The 21,120-nt window shown below is 62.2% G+C and carries 18 protein-coding genes and 2 pseudogenes; 6 read left to right on the top strand and 14 right to left on the bottom strand.

Features of this window, described 5'->3' with window-relative positions:
* Positions 1 to 189: 189 nt before the first annotated feature.
* A complete protein-coding gene (locus tag PQQ96_RS03915; RefSeq protein WP_408289006.1) occupies positions 190 to 948 on the top strand; it encodes a HesA/MoeB/ThiF family protein in 759 nt (252 codons plus the stop codon).
* A 75-nt stretch (positions 949 to 1,023) separates the two neighbouring features.
* Here PQQ96_RS03915 and ptsP read toward each other — a convergent pair whose 3' ends face one another.
* The 7 genes from ptsP to PQQ96_RS03880 form a co-directional block, all read right to left on the bottom strand.
* On the bottom strand, positions 1,024 to 2,772 hold the full coding sequence (ptsP, locus tag PQQ96_RS03910; RefSeq protein WP_408289003.1) for a phosphoenolpyruvate--protein phosphotransferase: 1,749 nt from the start codon (positions 2,770 to 2,772) through the stop codon (positions 1,024 to 1,026).
* A gap of 308 nt (positions 2,773 to 3,080) precedes the next feature.
* Positions 3,081 to 3,350, bottom strand: a complete 270-nt coding sequence (locus PQQ96_RS03905) for an HPr family phosphocarrier protein (protein ID WP_054035732.1) — start codon at positions 3,348 to 3,350, stop codon at positions 3,081 to 3,083.
* 118 nt (positions 3,351 to 3,468) lie between these two features.
* On the bottom strand, positions 3,469 to 4,002 hold the full coding sequence (locus PQQ96_RS03900) for a PTS sugar transporter subunit IIA (protein WP_408289000.1): 534 nt from the start codon (positions 4,000 to 4,002) through the stop codon (positions 3,469 to 3,471).
* A 331-nt stretch (positions 4,003 to 4,333) separates the two neighbouring features.
* Positions 4,334 to 5,290 carry a glutathione synthase gene (gshB, locus tag PQQ96_RS03895; protein ID WP_408288997.1) on the bottom strand — a complete coding sequence of 319 codons (957 nt, stop codon included), beginning with the start codon at positions 5,288 to 5,290 and terminating at the stop codon, positions 4,334 to 4,336.
* A 100-nt stretch (positions 5,291 to 5,390) separates the two neighbouring features.
* Positions 5,391 to 6,680, bottom strand: coding sequence for a glutamate--cysteine ligase (gene gshA, locus PQQ96_RS03890; protein WP_074285565.1), 1,290 nt, complete (start codon positions 6,678 to 6,680; stop codon positions 5,391 to 5,393).
* Positions 6,681 to 6,910: 230 nt separating this feature from the next.
* A complete protein-coding gene (locus tag PQQ96_RS03885; protein WP_408288994.1) occupies positions 6,911 to 8,428 on the bottom strand; it encodes an ammonium transporter in 1,518 nt (505 codons plus the stop codon).
* Positions 8,429 to 8,471: 43 nt separating this feature from the next.
* Positions 8,472 to 8,810: a P-II family nitrogen regulator gene (locus tag PQQ96_RS03880; protein WP_006048089.1), complete on the bottom strand. Its 339-nt coding sequence runs from the start codon at positions 8,808 to 8,810 to the stop codon at positions 8,472 to 8,474.
* A gap of 398 nt (positions 8,811 to 9,208) precedes the next feature.
* Here PQQ96_RS03880 and PQQ96_RS03875 point away from each other — a divergent pair, with 398 nt between their 5' ends.
* The 4 genes and pseudogenes from PQQ96_RS03875 (at position 9,209) to PQQ96_RS42375 (ending at position 11,199) form a co-directional block, all read left to right on the top strand.
* Positions 9,209 to 9,466: an accessory factor UbiK family protein gene (locus tag PQQ96_RS03875; RefSeq protein WP_074285568.1), complete on the top strand. Its 258-nt coding sequence runs from the start codon at positions 9,209 to 9,211 to the stop codon at positions 9,464 to 9,466.
* Positions 9,467 to 9,587: 121 nt separating this feature from the next.
* A pseudogene (locus PQQ96_RS42390) lies at positions 9,588 to 9,980 on the top strand (magnesium chelatase domain-containing protein); the annotation flags it as partial.
* Positions 9,960 to 10,815 (top strand): annotated as a pseudogene (locus PQQ96_RS42385) (ATP-binding protein); the annotation flags it as partial. The pseudogenes PQQ96_RS42390 and PQQ96_RS42385, both read left to right, overlap by 21 nt.
* 60 nt (positions 10,816 to 10,875) lie before the next feature.
* Positions 10,876 to 11,199: a magnesium chelatase subunit ChlI family protein gene (locus PQQ96_RS42375; protein ID WP_507028595.1), complete on the top strand. Its 324-nt coding sequence runs from the start codon at positions 10,876 to 10,878 to the stop codon at positions 11,197 to 11,199.
* Between the two features lie 333 nt (positions 11,200 to 11,532).
* Here the strand turns inward: PQQ96_RS42375 and PQQ96_RS03865 are convergent, their stop codons facing one another.
* Entirely contained in the window at positions 11,533 to 12,051 is a 519-nt protein-coding gene (locus PQQ96_RS03865) for a hypothetical protein (RefSeq protein ID WP_253193376.1), read from the bottom strand.
* Between the two features lie 338 nt (positions 12,052 to 12,389).
* Between PQQ96_RS03865 and PQQ96_RS03860 the strand changes: the two genes are divergently transcribed.
* Complete coding sequence (locus PQQ96_RS03860; protein WP_408288991.1) at positions 12,390 to 12,920, top strand: TlpA disulfide reductase family protein; 531 nt, start codon at positions 12,390 to 12,392, stop codon at positions 12,918 to 12,920.
* Between the two features lie 100 nt (positions 12,921 to 13,020).
* Here the strand turns inward: PQQ96_RS03860 and PQQ96_RS03855 are convergent, their stop codons facing one another.
* From PQQ96_RS03855 to PQQ96_RS03830, 6 genes are all read right to left on the bottom strand, one after another.
* Positions 13,021 to 14,373, bottom strand: a complete 1,353-nt coding sequence (locus PQQ96_RS03855) for a sigma-54-dependent transcriptional regulator (protein ID WP_408288988.1) — start codon at positions 14,371 to 14,373, stop codon at positions 13,021 to 13,023.
* A gap of 16 nt (positions 14,374 to 14,389) precedes the next feature.
* On the bottom strand, positions 14,390 to 16,390 hold the full coding sequence (locus PQQ96_RS03850) for a sensor histidine kinase (RefSeq protein ID WP_408288985.1): 2,001 nt from the start codon (positions 16,388 to 16,390) through the stop codon (positions 14,390 to 14,392).
* A 56-nt stretch (positions 16,391 to 16,446) separates the two neighbouring features.
* Positions 16,447 to 17,727 carry a dicarboxylate/amino acid:cation symporter gene (locus tag PQQ96_RS03845; protein WP_408288982.1) on the bottom strand — a complete coding sequence of 427 codons (1,281 nt, stop codon included), beginning with the start codon at positions 17,725 to 17,727 and terminating at the stop codon, positions 16,447 to 16,449.
* Positions 17,728 to 18,208: 481 nt separating this feature from the next.
* Positions 18,209 to 19,279 (bottom strand): ABC transporter ATP-binding protein, encoded by a 1,071-nt coding sequence (locus PQQ96_RS03840; protein WP_408288980.1) that lies wholly within the window; start codon positions 19,277 to 19,279, stop codon positions 18,209 to 18,211.
* A gap of 32 nt (positions 19,280 to 19,311) precedes the next feature.
* Positions 19,312 to 20,103 carry an ABC transporter permease gene (locus PQQ96_RS03835; RefSeq protein ID WP_408288977.1) on the bottom strand — a complete coding sequence of 264 codons (792 nt, stop codon included), beginning with the start codon at positions 20,101 to 20,103 and terminating at the stop codon, positions 19,312 to 19,314.
* The gene (locus PQQ96_RS03830; protein ID WP_408288974.1) at positions 20,100 to 21,038 is read right to left on the bottom strand and encodes an ABC transporter permease; all 939 of its coding nucleotides are present in this window, start codon (positions 21,036 to 21,038) and stop codon (positions 20,100 to 20,102) included. Before PQQ96_RS03830 ends, PQQ96_RS03835 begins: the two co-directional genes overlap by 4 nt.
* Between the last annotated feature and the right edge of the window lie 82 nt (positions 21,039 to 21,120).

The following is a 21,120-nucleotide window of genomic DNA, read 5'->3' as shown; positions in this document are numbered from 1 at the left end:
CCCCCCACCCCCGCGGGGTGCCCCGCGCCTCCCCGGCGTCAACCCCACGGAGCCGGACACGCGGCAGTCCACATTGCAATACCCGGTACCAGCACGAGCACCCGCTCCCCGCGCGATTAAAATAACCAGACCGCGCACGGCAGACCACCGGTCCTGCATCTCATTGCGCGACACTCCACGCGCCTCGCCATGAATGACGATCAACTCCTCCGCTATTCCCGCCATATCCTCGTCGACGAAATCGGCATCGAGGCGCAGCAGCGCTTTATCGACGCGCACGCGATCATTGTCGGCGCGGGCGGCCTGGGGTCGCCTGCAGCCATGTATCTGGCGGCGGCAGGTGTCGGCCGCTTGACGCTGGTCGATGCCGATACGGTCGACCTGACCAATCTGCAGCGGCAGATTCTGCATGTGACCGCGTCGGTCGGGCGCAAGAAGGTGGAGTCCGGACGCGAAGCGATCGAGCAGATCAATCCTGAGGTAGTGGTCAACGCGGTCGCCGAACGCGTCGACGATGCATGGCTCGACCGCGAGGTGCCGCACGCCACCGTCGTACTCGATTGCACCGACAACTTCGCCACGCGCCACGCGATCAATCGGGCGTGCGTGAAACATGGCGTGCCACTGGTGTCGGGCGCGGCACTGCGCTTCGATGGCCAGATCAGCACCTTCGATTTCCGCGACGCTGCGTCGCCCTGCTACGCGTGCGTGTTCCCTGAGGATCAGCCGTTCGAGGAAGTCGCGTGCTCGACCATGGGTGTGTTCGCGCCCACGGTCGGCATCATCGGTTCGATGCAAGCGGCTGAAGCGCTCAAAGTAATCGGCGAAATCGGCACGCCGCTGATGGGCCGCCTCACGATGCTCGATTCGCTGCGCATGGAATGGAACACGATGCGCATTGCGCGCCAGCCGGATTGCCCAGTCTGCGGGCAACGGCATCAGGCCTGAGCCCCGCCAACACGTCGAAAAAAAAACGCCGCACATGTGCGGCGTTTTCCATTTAAGCCCGGCCGGTTTTCAGTTTCAGGCCAGCACAACACGCTTGAGCGCAGCCTGCACTTCTTCCGGTTCGAACGAAGCCAGCACGTCGGCCACCGGCTTCTCGAGCGTCTTCAGATGCGAACGCAGGACTTCCTGCTTGACCACCAGCAACTGGCTCGGATGCATCGAAAACTCGGTGAGGCCCATGCCGAGCAATAGACGCGTCAACGCCGGATCGCCCGCCATCTCGCCGCACACCGACACCGGCACACCGGCCCGCTTCGCCTCGCGCAGCGTAAAGGCGATCAGGTGCAGCACCGCCGGATGCAAGGGGTCGTACAGATGCGCGACCGAGTTATCCGCGCGATCGATCGCGAGCGTGTACTGGATCAGATCGTTCGTGCCGATCGACAGGAAATCGAGCCGCTTGAGAAACAGCGGCAACGCAATCGCGGCGGCCGGAATCTCAATCATCGCGCCGACCTGCACGTTCGGATCGTAGGCGATGCCGGCATCGTCCAGCTGACGCTTGGCTTCGCGAATCAGATCGAGCGTCTGATCGATCTCCTGCGCGTGCGCGAGCATCGGAATCAGAATCTTCACCTTGCCGAACGCCGACGCGCGAAGAATCGCACGCAGTTGCGTCAGGAACATTTGCGGCTCCGAGAGGCTCCAGCGGATCGCGCGCAGCCCCAAGGCGGGGTTCGGTGCGGTTTCGTAGCCTTCGCCCCCGGCCATCGAATCGAGAGGCTTGTCGGCCCCGACGTCGATCGTACGGATCGTCACCGGCAAGCCGTTCATCAACTCGACCGCGCGACGATAGGCAGCAAACTGCTCTTCCTCTTCCGGCAAATGGTGCTTGTGATTCATGAACAGGAACTCGGTGCGGAACAGGCCCACACCGGTTGCGCCCGAATCGACCGCCGCGCGCGCATCTTCCGGCAGTTCGATGTTCGCGCAGAGTTCGATGCGCGTGCCGCAGAGTGTTTGCGTCGGCGAAAACTTCAGCCGCTGCAGCTTGCGCTGCTCCAGCGCCTTTTCGCTCTGGCGGTATGAATACTCCTCCAGCACGATCGGCGCGGGATCGACGATCACAATGCCATGATCGCCGTCGACGATGATCAGGTCGTCCTGACGGATCAGCTGGCTCGCATGCTGCACGCCAACCGCGGCCGGAATGCCCAAGCTGCGCGCGACGATCGCCGTATGCGAAGTACGTCCGCCGAGATCAGTGACGAAGCCCTGAAACGTTTGCGTTTTGAATTGCATCATGTCGGCCGGCGCGATGTCGTGCGCCACCACGATCATCTCGTCGCAGGTACCGTGCACCCCATCCACCAGCGCCACCGATGCGCCGGCGAGCGCCTTCAGCACGCGCTCCACCACCTGTTCGATGTCGGCTTTGCGCTCGCGCAGGTATTCGTCTTCGATATCGTCGAAATGGCGCGACAGGCGCTCGAGTTGTTCGGTCAGCGCCCACTCGACGTTGTAGCGGCGCGTGCGGATCAGGTCGATGGTTTCCTGCACGAGCATTGCATCGTTCAGGATCATTGAATGAACGTTGATGAACGCGCCCATTTCGCTCGGCGCGTCTGCCGCGAGATCGGCGCGCAACGCGTCAAGCTCCCGGTGCACCAGTTGCTGGGCCGTGCGAAAGCGCTCGATCTCGCCCTCGATCTGGGCGGGTTCGATCAGATAGTGGTCTACGTCAAGTGCGGCCGGGGCGATCAGATAAGCCCGCCCGATGGCGATACCGCGTGACACGGGAATTCCATGCAGCGTGAAGGACACGCGCACCTCCTCTAGTTGTGTGATGCCGCGGCAAACCGCTGCAATGCTCTCAGACTCTCTTTGCCATTATAAATTCCGCGCCCTTTGCAAGTGCGTTAGGGCTGTGTGCAGCGCAGCACGAAAACCCGTAACCGACCACGACAATGCGCCTTCATCCGCCTTGCGTTCCGGCAACGCCCTCCACGCGCCGTCAGCACAACCGGCTCATGCACCCTCGCACCGCTCATGCATGCACCGATTCTCTCGCGCTAAAAAAAATGCCGCGGACCACCGCGGCATTTTGCGTCAGGCAGGAGGCACGCGCGGATTCACTGACCCTCGCCGAATTTATCGGCAATCAGTTTCAACAAGGCGTCCATGGCTTCTTTTTCGTCCGTGCCTTCCGTTTCGATCAGCACCGTGCTGCCTATACCCGCGGCCAGCATCATCACACCCATGATGCTCTTTGCATTGATACGGCGGCCATTGCGGCTCATCCAGATTTCCGCCTGGTAGTTGCCCGCGAGTTGCGTCAACTTGGCCGACGCGCGCGCGTGCAGCCCCAGCTTGTTCACAATAGTCGTTTCCTGTTGCAGCATGTGATGGTCCGAAGCGCGGGTAAGTGTTGTGGTGAAAGGTGAAACTGCAAACCAGTTGCGATCAGCTTGCAGCCCAATCGCAATCGTTTAAAGCTGTGCGAACCGCGTACAACCCGGCTTACAATCCGGTCGAGCCGCCTTTCTGAGTCAGGTCGGCGCCGGGCGGCAAGGCGGACAAACAGTCCGCGGAAGCGGGAGTGCCAGCGGGCGGCAAAGCCGGCAAACAGTCGCCAGACTCCGCGGGTGGGGCAACCGGCGCCGGCGTGGCAGGCCCGATTGCGTGCACGCCCTTGGTGCCCCCAGCGAGCGCTTTGTCGACCAGCGTGTCGAGCGGTATCGTGCGATAACAAACCGCGCGCACCAGCATCGGCAGATTGACGCCACACAGCACGCGGACGTTCGGCACCGAAGCGAGCCGCCCGGCGATATTCGCCGGTGTGGCGCCGAACATGTCGGTGAGCACGAGTGCGCCGTTTTCTTCCTTGAGCCGCTCGATTTCCGAATGCGCGAACGCGACCTGCTGCGCGGGATCGCAATCCGGCGATACGTCGATCACGCCGATACGAGCCGGCAAGCCACCATAGATGTGCGAAATACAATCGCGCAACGCGGTGGCGAACGGAGCGTGCGCAATGATCAGAATGCCTGCCATGTCAGCCTTACTGCAAAAGAACGGCCCCGAACCGTGGACCGGGACGAAGCCCGGTTCGTAAGCGCCCTCGACCGGCCGTAGGTCGTGAGGGCCGGAACGCATCATCTGACGAGCGGCCCGCGGCGCCTGATGTCGCGACGGCGCGAGCGGAAAACAGCTCGTTTACAGTCCGCAATCCATGCCTTGAGCGTCCGGCAGACGCCATCGATTCGGCTTGGCGCGGGAGAGCGGGCATTGTATCAGGCCCATTTTCGCGCCAAAGCCGGTGTTTCGCTTGATGCGGATTTACTACACAGTTTGGGGGCTATGCCAGCCATTCAAGGGCTGCCCCTCAAGCTGCCGCGCGCTCCAGTGCGTCGATGAACATCGCTGCGACGTCGAAGCCGGTCTGATCCATGATCTCGCGGAAACACGTCGGGCTCGTCACATTCACTTCGGTGAGCCAGTCGCCGATCGCGTCCAGCCCGACCAACAGCAGACCGCGCGCGGCGAGCACCGGCGCGAGCGTGTCGGCGATCTTGCGGTCATGCTCGGTAAGCGGTCGCGCCACGCCCAGTCCACCCGCCGCAAGGTTGCCGCGCACTTCATTGCCCTGAGGAATCCGCGCGAGCGAAAACGGCACCGCTTCGCCGCCGATCAGCAAAATGCGCTTGTCGCCGTCCTTGATCTCGGGGATAAACTTTTGCGCCATCACCGAACGCGCGCCGTCGTGGCTCAGCATCTCGATGATCGAGCCGAGATTCATGCCGTCGGCCTTCACGCGGAACACACCCATGCCGCCCATGCCGTCGAGCGGCTTCAGGATCACGTCGCCGTGTTCTTCATGGAAGGCGCGCAAACGGGTTGCGTCGCGTGTCACCAAAGTCGGCGCGACAAACTGCGCGAACTCGCCAATCGCCAGCTTTTCCGAGTGATCGCGAATGGCCTGCGGCTTGTTGAAAATGCGCGCGCCGCCGCGTTCGGCCAATTCCAGCAGCCACGTCGAGGTCACATATTCCATGTCGAACGGCGGGTCTTTACGCATCACCACCGCGCTGAAACTTTTCAGCGATTTCGGCACGGCCGCTTCAGCGGCGTACCAGGTGTCGCGATGCAGGTCCGTCACGTCGCCGACAATCGTAAAGCGCTGCACGTTCGCCTCGACGTCGCCGCCCGTCCACGCCAGATGCTTCGGCTCGCACGTGTAGAGCGTGTGACCGCGGCGCGCGGCTTCAGCCATCATCGCGAAGGTCGAATCTTTGTAGATCTTGAACTGCGTGAGCGGATCAGCGATGAAAAGAATGTCCATGAGGATTCCGGTGCGCCCTTAGGGCTTGGCATTGATCGTCAATATAGTCGCTGAGAATGACGATGGCGGCACGCATGCCGCCATCGTCACCTCGCGTGGCTTAAACCTGAATGGCTTCCGGATCGGTCTTTTCCAGTTCGACCGATGCGGCCAGCAACCCGAGCCGCGCCACCACGCCGTACATATAGAAGCGGTTCGGCACCGCCGCGCCAGGCTTGGCGTGCGCATCCGGCAGGGCCGTATGCTCGAAGCCGAGCGGCACGAAGTGCATACCGGGGGCGTTCAGATTCTGATCGCGCTCGCGGCTGCCGTGCACACGGTAGAAGCCGCCCACCACGTAACGGTCGATCATGTACACGACCGGCTCGGCGACTTCCTCGCCGATCCGCTCGAAGGTGTACACGCCTTCCTGCACGATTACGTCATGCACTTCGAGACCGTCTTTGGTGGCGGCCATCTTGGCGCGTTCGCGCTTGGTGAGCGCGGCCACTTCCGACGCGTCGTGCACGGTCATCACACCCATGCCATACGTGCCCGCATCCGACTTGATGACGACATACGGTTTCTCGGAGATGCCGTACTCGCGGTACTTCTTGGCGATCTTCTTGAGCACGCCGTCAATCGCATCCGCCAGCGCTTCTTCACCCGTGCGCTCCTGGAAATCCACCCCTTCGACATGCGCGAAGTATGGATTGATCATCCACGGATCGATTTCGACCATCTTTGCGAACTTCTTCGCGACGTCGTCATAACAGGAGAAGTGCGTCGATTTGCGGCGAACGGCCCAGCCTGCGTGCAGCGGCGGCAACAGATACTGCTCGTGCAGATTTTCCAGAATGGGCGGAATGCCGCCTGACAGATCATTGTTCAGCAGAATCGAGCACGGGTCGAAATTCTTCAGGCCGAGGCGCCGCTGCGAACGCTCCAGCGGTTCGAGCACGAGCTTCTGGCCGTCGGACAGCGCAATCGTGACCGGCCCGACGATGCTTTCGTCGAGCGTGCCGAAACGCACGTTCAAGCCTGCCTGACGCATGATCGCGGCCAGACGGGCGACATTCTCGAGATAAAACGCGTTGCGCGTATGGCGCTCGGGGATCACCAGCAGATTCTTCGCGTCCGGGCAGATCTTCTCGATCGACGCCATCGCGGCCTGCACGGCGAGCGGCAGCACTTCCTGCGGCAAATTGTTGAATGCGCCGGGGAACAGATTGGTATCGACCGGCGCGAGCTTGAAACCCGCGTTACGCAGATCGACTGAACAGTAGAACGGCGGCGTGTGCTCCTGCCATTCGAGCCGGAACCAGCGTTCGATGGCGGGCGTAGCGTCGAGGATCTTCCGCTCGAGGTCGAGCAGCGGGCCGTTTAACGCCGTAACTAGGTGCGGAACCATTGATCACTCGCAGACTGGAGAAAAAAGATTGTAGAGCAAATGCTTTGTCCATTTGGGGACGGTTTCTCCATTCGCAAGCGGATGCGAATTCATTCTCGCTATCGCAATGATAGGCAGGGAAATCTGCTGTTTACAAGATAGGCCGCAATAAAAAAGCCCGCCATAAAGGCGGGCCAAAATCGCTGCGCTTGTTTGTGACCCGCAAGCCCCTGGAGCTTGCAGGGGAATCCTTATTCGACGTGTTCGCCGTGCAGGCTCACGTCCAGGCCTTCGCGTTCTTCTTCTTCCGTCACGCGGATGCCCATCGTCATGTCGATAACCTTCAGCAGGATGTAGCTCACCACGCCGCTGTAGACCAGCGTCGTCAGCACGCCCTTGGCTTGCAGGATCACGCTGCCGTCCGCGCCGCCGATGTCCTTGACCGCGAACACACCCGTCAGCAGCGCACCCACGATACCGCCGACGCAGTGCACGCCGAACGCGTCGAGCGAATCGTCGTAACCGAGCTTGTGCTTGAGCCACGTAGCCGACCAGAAGCAGATCACACCTGCTGCGATGCCAATCACGAGCGAGCCCGTCATACCGACAAAGCCCGAAGCCGGCGTAATCGCCACCAGACCTGCAACCGCACCCGACACGATGCCGAGTACCGACGGCTTACCCTTGGTCGCCCATTCGGCGAACATCCATGCGAGTGCTGCTGCTGCGGTTGCCACTTGCGTTGCGAACATCGCGAAACCGGCACGGCCATCAGCCGCCACTGCCGAACCCGCGTTGAAGCCGAACCAGCCCACCCACAGCATCGCGCCACCGATCAGCGTGAGCGTCAGGTTGTGCGGCGCCATCGCTTCCTTGCCGTAGCCGATACGCTTGCCGAGCACCAGCGCGCAGACCAGCGCCGCGATACCGGCGTTGATGTGCACCACCGTGCCGCCCGCGAAGTCGAGGATGCCCGCGCTAGCCAGCCAGCCGGTCGGTTCCCAGACCATGTGCGCGATCGGCGAGTAGACGATGATCGACCACAGCGTCATGAACACCAGCATCGCCGAGAATTTCATACGGTCAGCAAATGCACCCGTGATCAGTGCCGGGGTGATGATCGCGAACGTCATCTGGTAGACGACGTAGACCGTTTCCGGGATCGTCGGCGCGAGGTGGCTGACGGTCAGCGTCGTCGCCTTGTCGCCGTGGATGTAGTTCATGCCCGCCATGAAGAAGCGTGACAAACCGCCGATGAACGAGTTGCCCGGCGTGAAGGCGAGGCTGTAGCCGATCACGACCCAGATGATCGACACGAGGCAGGTGATCGCGAAGCTTTGCATCAGGATCGCGAGCACGTTCTTCTTGCGGACCATGCCGCCGTAGAACAGCGCCAGACCCGGGATCGTCATGAACAGCACGAGTGCGGTGGAGGTCAGCATCCAGGCGGTGTCGCCCGAATTGATCTTCGACGAATCGACCGAGAACGGCGCGGTCGGCGCTGCCGGTGCGGCGGCAGCGGATGCGGCCGATGCATCAGGCGCGGCTGCGGCGCTGGCCGCCGGTGCGGCGGACGCGTCAGCGGCCGGTGCCGAAGCCGCGGCGGCAGCAGGGGCTGCCGAAGCGTCAGGCGCCGGCGCACTCGCCGTCGTATCGGAAGCAGCGGCCGAGGCGGCTGCAGGAGCGGAAGCGTCGTCCGCGAGGGCGGCGCCGACACCGCCCGCGAGCAGCGAACCGGCCATCAGCAAGGACATCAATAATTTGCGCATCTTCATTTCCTCTTGTCGCTATCTGTGTCGCTATCTTTTGGTATTACAGAGCGTCCGCGCCGGTCTCCCCGGTGCGAATCCGAATCACTTGTTCGATCGGCGTGACAAAAATCTTGCCGTCGCCAATCTTGCCGGTGCGTGCCGCGCGTTCGAGCGCCTCGATCGCCTGATCGACGATGTCGTCCGAGACAGCTGCCTCGATCTTCACCTTCGGCAGGAAATCGACGACGTATTCCGCGCCCCGATACAGTTCCGTGTGGCCCTTCTGACGACCGAAGCCTTTGACTTCTGTCACCGTGATGCCGGAGACGCCGATGGCCGACAAGGCTTCGCGCGCCTCATCGAGCTTGAACGGCTTGATGATTGCGGTAATGAGTTTCATGACATCCCTCGCTTAGTTGCGTAACCCGTTGCGTAACCTGTTTGCGTACCCGTAACCCGCTCGCGTGGTCTCGTCCTGCTGCCGGTAAAAAGGTGCCGGCAGTGCGCGCCGGGCAGTAACAGCAACTCGCGTGCCATGTTGTGTCAGACTTCGCCGCTGGGCACGCTGCAAAAGGGGCGCAAGCGGCCCTGGCCGGATGGCCAACGTTGGCGGAGCATGCTGGCGCGGCGCATGGATCGTTGCTAGAGTGTTCGAAGGCTTTTAACGTTTGAGCGCGCACCAAACGGGCTCATGCGGAAGCGGCAGTCAACCGGCCATGCACCAAGACGGCCCATTCCATGTGACAAAGCACAGACGCAACGAAATATGCACATTTTTTGTGCGCCAAAGGGAACACCATGAAACAACCGAACGATGTCTTTAACGATTTTCAGGCCCGCATGAGCGAGCTGTTCAAGAATTCGCCGGCCAAAGATGTCGAACGCAACGTGAAAGCCATGCTGTCGCAGGGCTTTTCCAAGCTCGATCTGGTCACGCGTGAGGAATTCGATACGCAGACCCAGGTGCTGGTGCGCACCCGTGCGCGCCTCGAAGAGCTGGAGCGCCGCGTGGCCGAGCTGGAGCAGAAGCTGCCCGTCACGACGCAAACGTCCTGAAGCTTTGCGCGCAGCGCTTTAGCTGCGTAGTGCTGCACATCACTGGCAAGCGAGCCGTGACGTCATCAGCGTTTTAGGGGGCTCGCGCGCGCCCTCGGCGCGCCGTCCGACGGGAGAAAACATGTCGCTTGCCGTGGTGCGCAGTCGCGCGCCGGCCTCTGGCCGCGCGCCCGAAGTAACCGTCGAGGTTCACCTCGCGAACGGATTACCCTCTTTTTCGATCGTTGGCCTTCCCGATCTGGAAGTGCGCGCAAGCCGCGAGCGTGTGCGCGCGGCGCTGCAGAACTGCAGCTTCGATTTCCCTGTGCGGCGCATTACCGTCAATCTCGCGCCAGCCGATTTGCCGAAGGAATCCGGCCGCTTCGATCTGCCGATCGCTTTAGGCATTCTGGCGGCGAGCGGGCAGATTCCGCCCGAGTCCCTCCTGCATCGTGAATTTGCCGGCGAACTGTCACTGACCGGCGCGCTGCGGCCGATGCGCGGGGCTTTCGCGATGGCCTGTGGGACGGCCCGCAGCGGTGCCTGTCACGGCGAACTGGGTGGCGTGTCTGCTGCGGCGTCGACTCGCATGACTTCAGGTGAACCGGCGACGCCCGGAACGTCCGCGCAATCCACTCCGCAGCTCTACCTGCCCGCTGCAAGCGCGGCCGAGGCGGCGCTCGTGCCCGGTGTCGATGTGTACGGCGCCACCGATCTGCCATCGCTGTGCGCCCATCTGGCCGGCGCGCCCGACGCCCAGCTCTACCCAGTCGCCGCACCCGATCTCAGCGCGACCGCACCCGCCGCCGTTCCTGACATGGCCGACGTCATCGGCCAGCGCGGCGCACGCCGCGCCCTGGAAGTCGCCGCGGCCGGCGGCCATCACGTCTTGCTGGTCGGGCCGCCTGGCGCGGGCAAATCGATGCTCGCGGCTCGCCTGCCAAGCCTGCTCCCGCCCATGACCGACGACGAAGCACTCAGCTCGGCAGCCCTGCTGTCCGCCAGCCGCGCCGGCTTTACACCGTCCCAATGGCGGCAACGGCCGTTTCGCGCGCCACATCATTCGTCGAGCGCGCCGGCGCTGGTCGGCGGACGCAATCCGCCGCAACCCGGCGAGATCACGCTGGCGCATCTGGGTGTGCTGTTTCTCGATGAGCTTCCAATTCGACCGTCATGTGCTGGAAACCCTGCGCGAGCCCCTCGAGGCCGGTCGCATCACGATCTCGCGTGGCGCCTTGCAAGCGGATTTTCCGGCAGCCTGCCAGTTGATCGCCGCAATGAACCCGTGTCCCTGCGGATGGCGCGGCGACCCCAACGGCCGCTGCCGCTGCACGCCGGAAATCGCGGCGCGCTACCTCCGCAAACTGTCCGGACCGCTGCTCGACCGGATCAATATTCAGCTTGAGATTCCTGCGCTTACGCCAGCGGAGTTGTCGGCGCATTCCACCGCCGCCGGTGAATCCAGTGCCTCTATCGCATTGCGGGTGAATGCCGCCCGCGAGCGGCAACTGGCCAGGCAGGGCAAAACCAATCGGGAACTGGGCGGACGGGAAGTGGACGAGGTCTGCCGCCCTGACTCAGCGGGTGAGGCTCTACTGCGCCAGGCCGGCGCGCGCTTCGGCTGGTCAGCGCGTGCTTACTACCGCGTCCTGAAGGTGGCGCGGACCATCGCCGACCTGTCCGGCACGCCAATGCCGAGCGCCGCGCAGATCGGTGAAGCCATTCAATATCGCCGGGCTTTTGGGTCGGTATAAGGCGAAAAATCGGCTGTCAAGACTTGACTTATGCACATGTACGCGTTCCGGACGAATTTTGATACATCTGAAAGGCGCACGGAAGCATGCATCCAAAAGGCATTGATTCGATTGGTTTTTTTTGACCGTCTGGAGCGGATTCAATCTGACAGAATGCCCACGGGATGGGCATCTACGGCAAAAAAAGCGAAGTTCTCAACAGAGTTATCCACAGGACCTGTGAGTAACCGAAAAACTTCAACGTAAACCGGGAATTAGCGCGCGATGCTACGAAGGAACTTTCACTGTGCCCTACGATCTATCGCGCGGCCGGATCGGCCGGAACGGCCGCCCTCAATAAAGTTGGAACGACGAAAAAAACTGGTCGACCTGCTCTTGCTGCAGAGGTTTGGAAGCGATGATGGCCGCCTGATACACATGCCGGCCATGCGCGACCAGCCGCGCATAGACAGTCCGCGTTTCGTGTTTCGAACCGGCCTCGCCGGTCAGCTTCATTTCCAGACCCAGCACCTGACCACCGGCGGCGAGCGGGATTTGCACCGCGTGCGCGTCCGGCGCGGCGCCGACGTTGCGGGCGAGGCCCGTGCGCAGGAATTCGAGGGCGGCGCGCTGCGTCGCTTCGTCGTCGTTCGGCAGCATGACCGTACCGACCGCGAACACGGCGTCGCCGGCTTCGGCCGTCTGCATCGCCATCTGCATCGGCTTGCCGTCGATCTGGACCGCGCGCTGATCGTTGTCCGGCTTGGCCGGCAGGTCGACCGTGTAGCCGTTGTCGTTGTTCATGATTGTGCGCCAGTCGAAGGTCGGCGAACACGCGGTCAACGCACCGCCCAATGCCAGCGCGCAAGCCATTGTGCCGAGTGCTGCGCGCACCCGCTGCTGCAAGCGGGAAGCAGTGCCGGCCGGGCAGCCGTCGGCTAGCGCGAGACTTGAGGAGCGGCTGACAGGGGGGCTAACAGGGCGGTCAGACGGGATGATCGAGATTCGAGCGAGGAAACGAAAAGCAGTTCGGAGCATGGGGACAGAAAATCGGACTGACAGGAACGTAAAGTCCTATTATCCCCTCCCGGGCCGCCCTCTGCCGCGCGGCCGGAATGGGGCTACAATAGCGACGCTTGGCAGCACCGGATCTAACAGTCCAACCCAACGCACTGTTCCGCGCGTTCTGCGCGACTCTCGAGGTTCCGTTCATGAGCTCCACCCCGTCCACCGCCGCACGGCGCGCGAATCCGATTCGCACCATCATCATCGCCGTCGTGGCCGTCGCGATTGCGATTGCCGGCTACTTCGCGTTCGCCGGTCAGCAACGCGTGCCCGATGCGACCTTCACGCTGCTGTCGGGCCAGAAAGTCTCGACCGCCGACCTGAAAGGCAAGGTCTACCTGGTCAACTTCTGGGCGACCAGCTGCGACACCTGCATGAAAGAAATGCCGCAGATGGTCCAGACCTATAACCGCTACAAGGGCAAAGGGCTCGAATTCGTTGCTGTCGCGATGAACTACGACGCGCCGATGTACGTGACAAACTACACGCAAACGCGCCAGTTGCCGTTCAAGGTTGCGATGGACGACGGCTCGGCCGCCAAGCAGTTCGGCAACGTCCAGCTCACGCCGACCACCTTCCTGGTCGACAAGGACGGCAAGATTCTGAAGCGCTACGTCGGCGAGCCGCAATTCGCAGAACTCGACAAGTTGCTGGATAAAGCGCTGAACGCGACCTGATGATTTGGCGCAATCGCGCTTCGTGATTCGAACCGCGTTAAACTGATTCAAATACGCCGGCGCCGAGGTCGTACTGCCTCGCCGCCGGCGTTTCAACTCCTCACCGCTCCCCTTCCCCTTTGGCCGCGAGGCCATATCGCTTGATCTTCTCGTAGAGCGTCGCCTTGCCAAGCTGCAGCTTATCTGCCGCGACCGCGACGACACCGCCGGCCTGTTCCAACGCCTCCGCGATCACCGCTCGCTCGAATTGCTCGACACGTTCCTTCAACGGTTGGGGCGCGGTGCCCTCGTCGGCGAAAGACATGACTGGATCATCGGCCACGCCGAGCACGAAACGGTCCGCGGCATTGCGCAGTTCGCGCACATTTCCCGGCCACTCACGCTGCATCAGGCCGGCGCGCTGCCGGTCCGTGAGAATCGGCGCGGGGCGCTGATAACGCACTGCCGCATCCAGCAGGAAGTGTTCGAAGAGCGGCACGATATCTTCACGGCGCTCGCTCAACGGCGGCAGCGCGATCGTCACCACATTCAGCCGGTACAGCAGATCGCGACGGAACGAGCCGTCCGCGACATGCTCGGCCATGTCGCCCTTCGCGGCGGCCACCACGCGGCAATTCACGCGAATCGGTTGATTCGAGCCGAGCCGCTCCAGCACGCCGTCCTGCAATACGCGCAGCAGCTTGACCTGCAACGCGAGCGGCATGCTCTCGATTTCGTCGAGGAACAGCGTGCCGCCCGAAGCATGTTCGAGCTTGCCGATCCGGCGTTTCGCCGCGCCGGTGAATGCGCCGGGTTCATAGCCGAACATTTCCGACTCGAACATCGGCTCCGGTAGCGCGCCGCAATTCACTGCGATAAACGGTTTGTCACGCCGCGGCGACAGTTCATGCAGACTGCGTGCGATCAACTCCTTGCCCGCCCCCGTGTCGCCGTTGATCAGCACCGACGCGTCGGTCGGCGCGATATTCGCGATCAGCCGCCGCACCTGCTCGATCGCCGGGCTACGGCCGATGATGCGCGGGGCCACCGAATTCTGCCCGGCAAGTTCACGGCGCAGCGCGAGGTTCTCCAGCACCAGCTTGCGGCGCTCCAGTGCGCGTCGCACGGTTTCGATCAGACGTTCGGATGCGAACGGCTTTTCGATGAAATCATACGCGCCGTCACGCATTGCCTGCACGGCCATCGAAATATCGCCATGACCGGTGACCAGAATCACCGGCACGTCGGGCGCGCGCTCATGGCACTGCGCGAGCAGTTCGAGACCGCTCGCGCCAGGCAAACGAATATCGCTGACGATCACCCCGGAGAAATCCGCGCTGATCATCTTCGCTGCGGATTCCGCCGAGGCGTGGCCGATCACCTCGAAGCCCGCCAGTTGCAAACTCTGCACGCTGGCGCGCCGCACCAGTTCGTCGTCTTCGATATACAGCACTTGCAAGCCGTGGTTCAGCATGGGGTTCTCGTTTGATTCAGGAGCCCGTGGTGAGCGGGTCCGATGTGTGGCTCGTCTGCGCGCGAGCGCGGCGCAGCGTCAACACGAATAATGCACCGCCGTGCGGCGCGTTGCGTGCCACCAAGGTGCCACCACAGTCGCGCGCGATCGAGGATGAAATCGCAAGGCCGAGCCCCAGCCCATGCCCCATTTCCTTGGTCGTGAAGAACGGTTCGAACAGACGCGGCAGCACGTCGTCGGGAATGCCTGGGCCGTTGTCGCGCACGGCGAACGACACGCTCGACTCGGCGGCTTCGATCTCGATCGAAATGCGCGGCGGGGTCATCCCCACAGTTGCGTCGAGCGCGTTGCCAAGCAGGTTGATCAGCACCTGTTCAAGCCGCAGTTCGTCGCAGTTGGCGATCAGTTCGGGGTGGTCGTCCGCGAGATTCAGCGGCGTGCGCACGCCGGTGTAGGCGTCGAGCAAAGCGAACTCGACTTCAACGCCTTGCAGACGCTTTTGCAGCAGCGCGATGACGTTGCGCAACGCTCGCATGATCGGCGCACGCGCACTGCGCGGTCGTGCACGGCCGACGAAGAGCTTCAGCTGATTGGTAATCTTGCCCATGCGCTCGGTGAGCGCCGCGATCGCTTCAAGATTTTCGCGCGCCGACGCCTGGTCGCCACGTTCAAGCAGCACGCGCGTGTTGTCCGAGAAGCCGCGCAACGCCGCGAGCGGTTGATTCAATTCATGCGTAATGCCGGCCGCCATCTGACCGAGTGCGGCGAGTTTGCTCGCCTGGATCAGCTCATCGTGCGCGGCGCGCAGTTCCTGTTCGGCGCGCGTGCGCTCGGCGACTTCCTTCTGCAACTGTTCATTCGCCTGCGAGAGATCCGCGGTGCGCTCGGCCACTCGCCGGTTCAATTCAGCGTAGGCCTTTTGCAGCAGAGCGCGGCTGCGCATCACTTCACGCACCCGGGCGCGCCGCATTCTCCAGTAGAACGCAAGCAACACCAGCGACACGTATCCGAAGCCAGTAACAATGGTCGCATTGCGCGCGTCGGCGTCGACCGGACTAACGGGCGACATCGTAATCAGATGCCAGTCCGGCTCACCCATGCCACGCCGCGAAGCGAGATAGCGCGGCGCATAGCGGCCACCGCCGATGCGCACGATCTGCGCATTGCCCTCGAGCGTGCGCTCGATCGTGACCGGCAGCGGCGCGATCGGCTGTTGTGCGTACTGGCGCGCCTGATAGATCGAGTCGGCGACTTGTCCCGACAGCGGCCGGATCGTGTGATATTTCCATGCCGGTATCGACGACAGAAAGATCACCCCGTGATCGTCGGTGACAACCAGAGGCTCGGACGCATCCGCGCCCTGAAACCATTCGAGATCGAGTTTAACGACCGCCACGCCGACGATCTTGCCATCTCGTCGCACCGGCTGCGAGATGTAGTAACCCGGCGCCTGCGAAATCGTGCCGATACCGAAGAAGCGGCCCACGCCGCCCTTCACCGCATCGAGAAAATACGGCCGGAACTGATAACCGGCGCCGATGAAGCTGCCCGGCCCGTGCCAGTTGCTCGCGGCGACGCAATAGCCATCGAGCGGAATGATGTACGTGACCGTCGCCCGCGCGTGGCGGTTGAGGTCCTCGAGATAGAGATTGGCGCGCTCGACGTTGGCTGGACTGGGATTGACCAGCACGTCCTGCACAATCGGATGTTCGGCCAGCAGATAAGGCAGCGATTCGTAGCGCTCGAGTGTGCTTTTCAGCGCGCTGGCAGTGCGATCGACACGCACCGCGGCATTGCGTCGCAGGTTGTCGATTCCGCTTTGCCACGCAATGCTGTACGTGAGCCCGCACGCCACCACGAGCCCGGCGACGAGCGCGAAGAGGATCAGCAGGCGGCGCGTCACGTTGGCAATTCCCGATCGGTGAGGATCGGATATTGTGGCATAAGGCGACGCGCCGTCGGCGCGAGCTTCGTCGGCCGACGGCGCGGGGTCACAGCGCGCGGCCGCCGCTTTCATACGTGGGCGTCCGCGGCCGTGATTGGCGTGCTGGCGGGAGCGGTAGCCGGTGCGGCTTAAACCCCAGCCGGCTCTTTGACCGCCACTTCACCCCGCAACGCGGCGTTCAGCTTGTTGCGGTCCAGTTCCTTTTCCCATGCCGACACCACCACCGTCGCCACACCGTTGCCGACGATGTTCGTCAGCGCGCGGCATTCGCTCATGAAACGGTCGATACCGAGAATCAGCACCATGCCCGACAGCGGAATGGTCGGCACCACAGCGAGCGTAGCGGCCAGCGTGATAAAGCCTGCTCCCGTCACACCACTCGCGCCCTTCGACGTCAGCATCGTCACCGCCAGCAAGGTGAGCTGCTGCGTCCACGTGAGGTCCGTGTTCGTGGCCTGAGCGATGAACAGCACGGCCATCGTCATGTAGATGTTGGTGCCGTCGAGGTTGAACGAGTAACCGGTCGGCACCACGAGGCCCACCACCGAGCGCGAGCAGCCGAGCTTTTCGAGCTTCAGCATCAGTTGCGGCAACGCGGCTTCCGACGAGCTCGTGCCAAGCACGATCAGCATCTCTTCCTTGATGTAGCCGACAAAGCGGAAGATGTTGAAGCCCACCGCACGCGCGATGATGCCGAGCACAACCACCACGAACACGATCGAAGTCAGATAGAACGTGCCGATCAGCTTGAGCATCGGCAGCAGCGAGCCGATACCGTACTTGCCGATCGTGAAGGCCATCGCGCCGAACGCGCCGATCGGCGCCAGCTTCGTGATGATGCGCACGACGCCGAACAACACATGCGAGAGCCCGTCGATGAAGTTGGTGACGACCTTGCCCTTCTCACCGGCCGTGGCCAGCACCGCGCCGAACAACAGCGCGATCAGCAGGATCTGCAGAATTTCGCCCTGTGCGAACGCCGATACGAGCGTGTCCGGGATGATGTGCATCAGGAAGTCGACCGTAGTCTGGCCATGTGCCTTCGCGGCATACGACGCGACCGCCTTGCCGTCGAGCGTAGCCGGATCGATGTTGAAGCCGACGCCCGGCTTTAGCACGTGCGTCGCGATCAGACCGAGCACCAACGCAAAGCTCGAGACGATTTCGAAGTACAGCAACGCCTTACCGCCGACGCGCCCGACCTTCTTCATGTCTTCCATACCGGCGATACCCGTCACCACCGTACAGAAGATGATCGGCCCGATCACCATCTTGATCAGCTTGATGAAGCCATCGCCGAGCGGCTTCATGTCGACGGCGAAGTCCGGCGAAAAATGGCCGAGCGCGATGCCGATGATGATCGCCACGATCACCTGGACGTACAGCACTTTGTGGATAGGTTTCTTCACGATGTTTCCTGCGATATGGGTGAGCTCAAGGCCTGCCACGCTGCGCATCATGCGAACGAATAGTCGTCACGCCTGTGCACGGCATTAGGCCGCGACAAGACGACGAATTCAGAAATACCGGGAGGGGAAATCAGACATCGTTGTCTCCTTGCTTTAGTTGTCGGACCGTTGCGGCCGCGTGTTCTAAATTGCAAGGTCGATGCCAGCTTGATGCGAAGCGAATCGCTTTGATTTGTATAGGTTTTTTAGCACGTTACGGCGAGCGCCGTCCGGGATTCCGGAAATCCGGACGAGGGGTGTCGGGGAATCCGGAATCTGTCGACGCGGCGGCCCCGGGAAAACCCGGAGAACCTTTTGGGCTGCGGCTTTCGCCCACTTCAGCCGAAACCGCCCACGCTGTACGCGGGGCTTTCGCACGCGTCAGAAACCGCTCAGTCCGCACGCGCGGCCCTCGCACACGTCAGGCCCTGCTGCTCGGCTTCTATGCACCACCCTCTTCCAGCACCAGCAAGTTCTCGTGCGAGAAACCCAGCGATACCGGTTGACCCCGTTCAGGCAGGCCGCGATTCGGGTCGTTGAACACATCGAGCGAAATAACCGCGTCTTTTACGCGCGTTCTGATGCGGACCACCGCGCCGAGGAAATTCACTTCTTCGACGGTTGCGTTCAGCGTATTGCGGCCCGGCGCGGCCGGCTCCAGCACAATGGCTTCGGGCCGTAGCGCGAGCATGCGTTTTTTGCCCGTGTCGTCTGCCGGTAGTTCCTGCGTGGTGGTCAGCTCCTGACCATCGACAGCCATCTTGCCGGTTTTCGGGTCGATCACATGGCCCGCCAGAATGTTCAGCGTGCCGACAAACGACGCGACAAAGCGCGTACGCGGATAGTTGTAGATCTCCGAAGGCGAGCCGATCTGTTCGACGCGCCCCTCGTTCATCACCACGATGCGGTCGGAAATGGACAACGCCTCTTCCTGATCATGCGTCACGAAAATCGACGTGATGCCCAACTCACGCTGTAATGCGCGGATGTCTTGCCGCAACGAAATACGAATCTTCGCGTCAAGCGCCGAGAGCGGTTCATCGAGCAACAGGACCTGCGGCTTGCCGGCGAGCGCACGCGCCAATGCCACGCGTTGCTGCTGACCACCCGACAATTGCCACGGATAACGCGCGCCGAGATCCGGCAGCTTGATCAGTTGCAACATCTCCTCGACGCGCTTGTTGATCTCGGCCTGGGGACGGTGCGTGATCTTCAGCCCGAAGCCGATGTTGTCGGCCACGGTCATATTCGGAAACAGCGCATACGACTGAAACACCATGCCGACCTTGCGCTGCCGGGTCCGAAGGTGCGTCACGTCCTTGTTATCCAGCCGGATGACGCCGCGCGTCGGCGTTTCGAAGCCGGCGATCATCCGCAGCACCGTGGTCTTGCCACAGCCGGACGGTCCAAGAAACGTGATGAATTCGCCGCGTTCGATCTTCATGTCGAAGTGATGCAGCGCCGTGTTCGCCCCGAAGGACTTATGCAGATTTTCGATCTCAAGGAATGCCATGATTCGCTACCTTAGTCGGTCAAATGAGACCGTCAAATTTTCTGGCCGCTAAGCGCGCGGGCCGAGCCGAATACCTGAATCAAACCCATCGACGCCCACGTAATCACGAACGCGATGATCGCAAGCGCCGACGGTTCATACGCGCGGTTCGCCCCGATCAATTGCAGATACGGGCCGAATGCGGGGCGGTCGAGCAGACTCGCCAGCGTGAACTCGCCGATCACCACGGCAAAGGTGAGAAACGCGCCGGACAGAATGCCCGAGCGGATATTCGGGAAGATCACCTTGAACAGGATCGTCGGCCAGTTCGCACCGAGACATTCGGCGGCTTCGGTCAGCGAGCGCACATCGACCGCACGCAAACCGGCGTCGACCGCTCGGTACATGTACGGCAGCGAGAGCGTCACGTAACCAAACACCAGCAACAGGTCGGTCGCGCGCTCGTTTCCTGTGAGCGGCAAAATCGAGCTGCTGTTATAGATACGCAGATAGCCGAACACGATCACAATCGCCGGTACCACCAGCGGCAACAGTGTGATGAATTCGACGACCGGCCGCAGCTTCGGCAGCCGCAACTGCACGTAGTACGCGGTCGGCACCACCAGCAACACGCCGACAATAATCGTCAGCACCGCCATCAGGATCGAATAGCCAAACGAGGCCTGAAAACGCGGATCGCTCAGCACGACGCTATACGCTTCGAAGCTGTAGACGCCGCGCTTCATGCGCAGGCTGAATTCGAATGTGGCAAACAACGGAATCAGAAAGTACAGCGAACCGACGATCATCGCGGTCCACGCACCTACACGCGATTGGCTTTTCATCGACGCCCCCGCTCAGCGCGCGAACGCAGCCAGATGTAGCCGCCATTCGACAGCCCCGTGATGAGCACCATGCCGAGGGCGAGTGCGTAGCCGAGGTTCTGGTTGTGCATCACGTCGCCGCGAATCTGCGCGTACAGCAGGATCGTGACGATGTTCAGCGAACTGCCGGTCAGCGCGTAAGCCGTGGCGACCGCGCCAAACGAATTGGCAAACAGCAGCAACGTCGCGCCGAGAACGCTCGGCCACAACACCGGCAACGCCACGTGGCGCCAGTATTGGAAGGCCGTGCCGCCAAGGCAGTCACAGGCTTCACGCCATTCTCGCTTCAGGCCGTCGAGCGCGGGCGTGACGATCAGCACCATCAAAGGAATCTGGAAGTACAGGTAAGTCAGCGTCAACCCGGAGAAGCTCAGGACGCTGAAGCCCGTTGAGTACAGATTGAAGCCGAGGTACTTCTTCAGTAATACGGTCACGAGACCGACGCGCCCCAACGTGCAGATAAAGGCGAACGCAAGCGGCACGCCGGCAAAATTCGAGGCGACGCCGGAGAACGTCATCAACGTAGGACGAATCCAGCCCGGCAATTTGCCTTGCACGGCCGCCCATGCGAGCAGCGAGCCGATCAATGCGCCGCCGAGCGCGGAAGCGGCGCTTACCTTGAAGCTGATCCAGTAGGCGTCCAGCACCGTCGGCTGGAGCAGGTCGCGGAAATTGGCGAGGGTGAAATGGCCTTGCGGATCCTGGAAGGCGCCGACCATCAGAAAGCCGGTCGGCAGAATCAGGAACAGCAATGCGAAGGTGAAAAACGGCACCACGCCGATCCAGGCGAGGAGCTGCGACGCGCGGCCCGGACCGCCGACGCGAGGTGTTGGCGTGGGCGCAGGTGGAACCAGTAATTCCGGCTGCACCGATCCAGCGTCCGATGAAGCGCTCATGGCTCCCCCTGGCAATCTGACTAACATCTGAGGTGCCGCTCTCGTGGAACGGCACCTCACCTTTGAAGCTGCATGTTGCGGT

Source organism: Paraburkholderia sediminicola (genome assembly GCF_046027825.1).
In the GTDB taxonomy this organism is placed as follows: Bacteria; Pseudomonadota; Gammaproteobacteria; order Burkholderiales; family Burkholderiaceae; genus Paraburkholderia; species Paraburkholderia sediminicola_D.
This window is presented reverse-complemented; position numbering and strand designations above follow the sequence as displayed.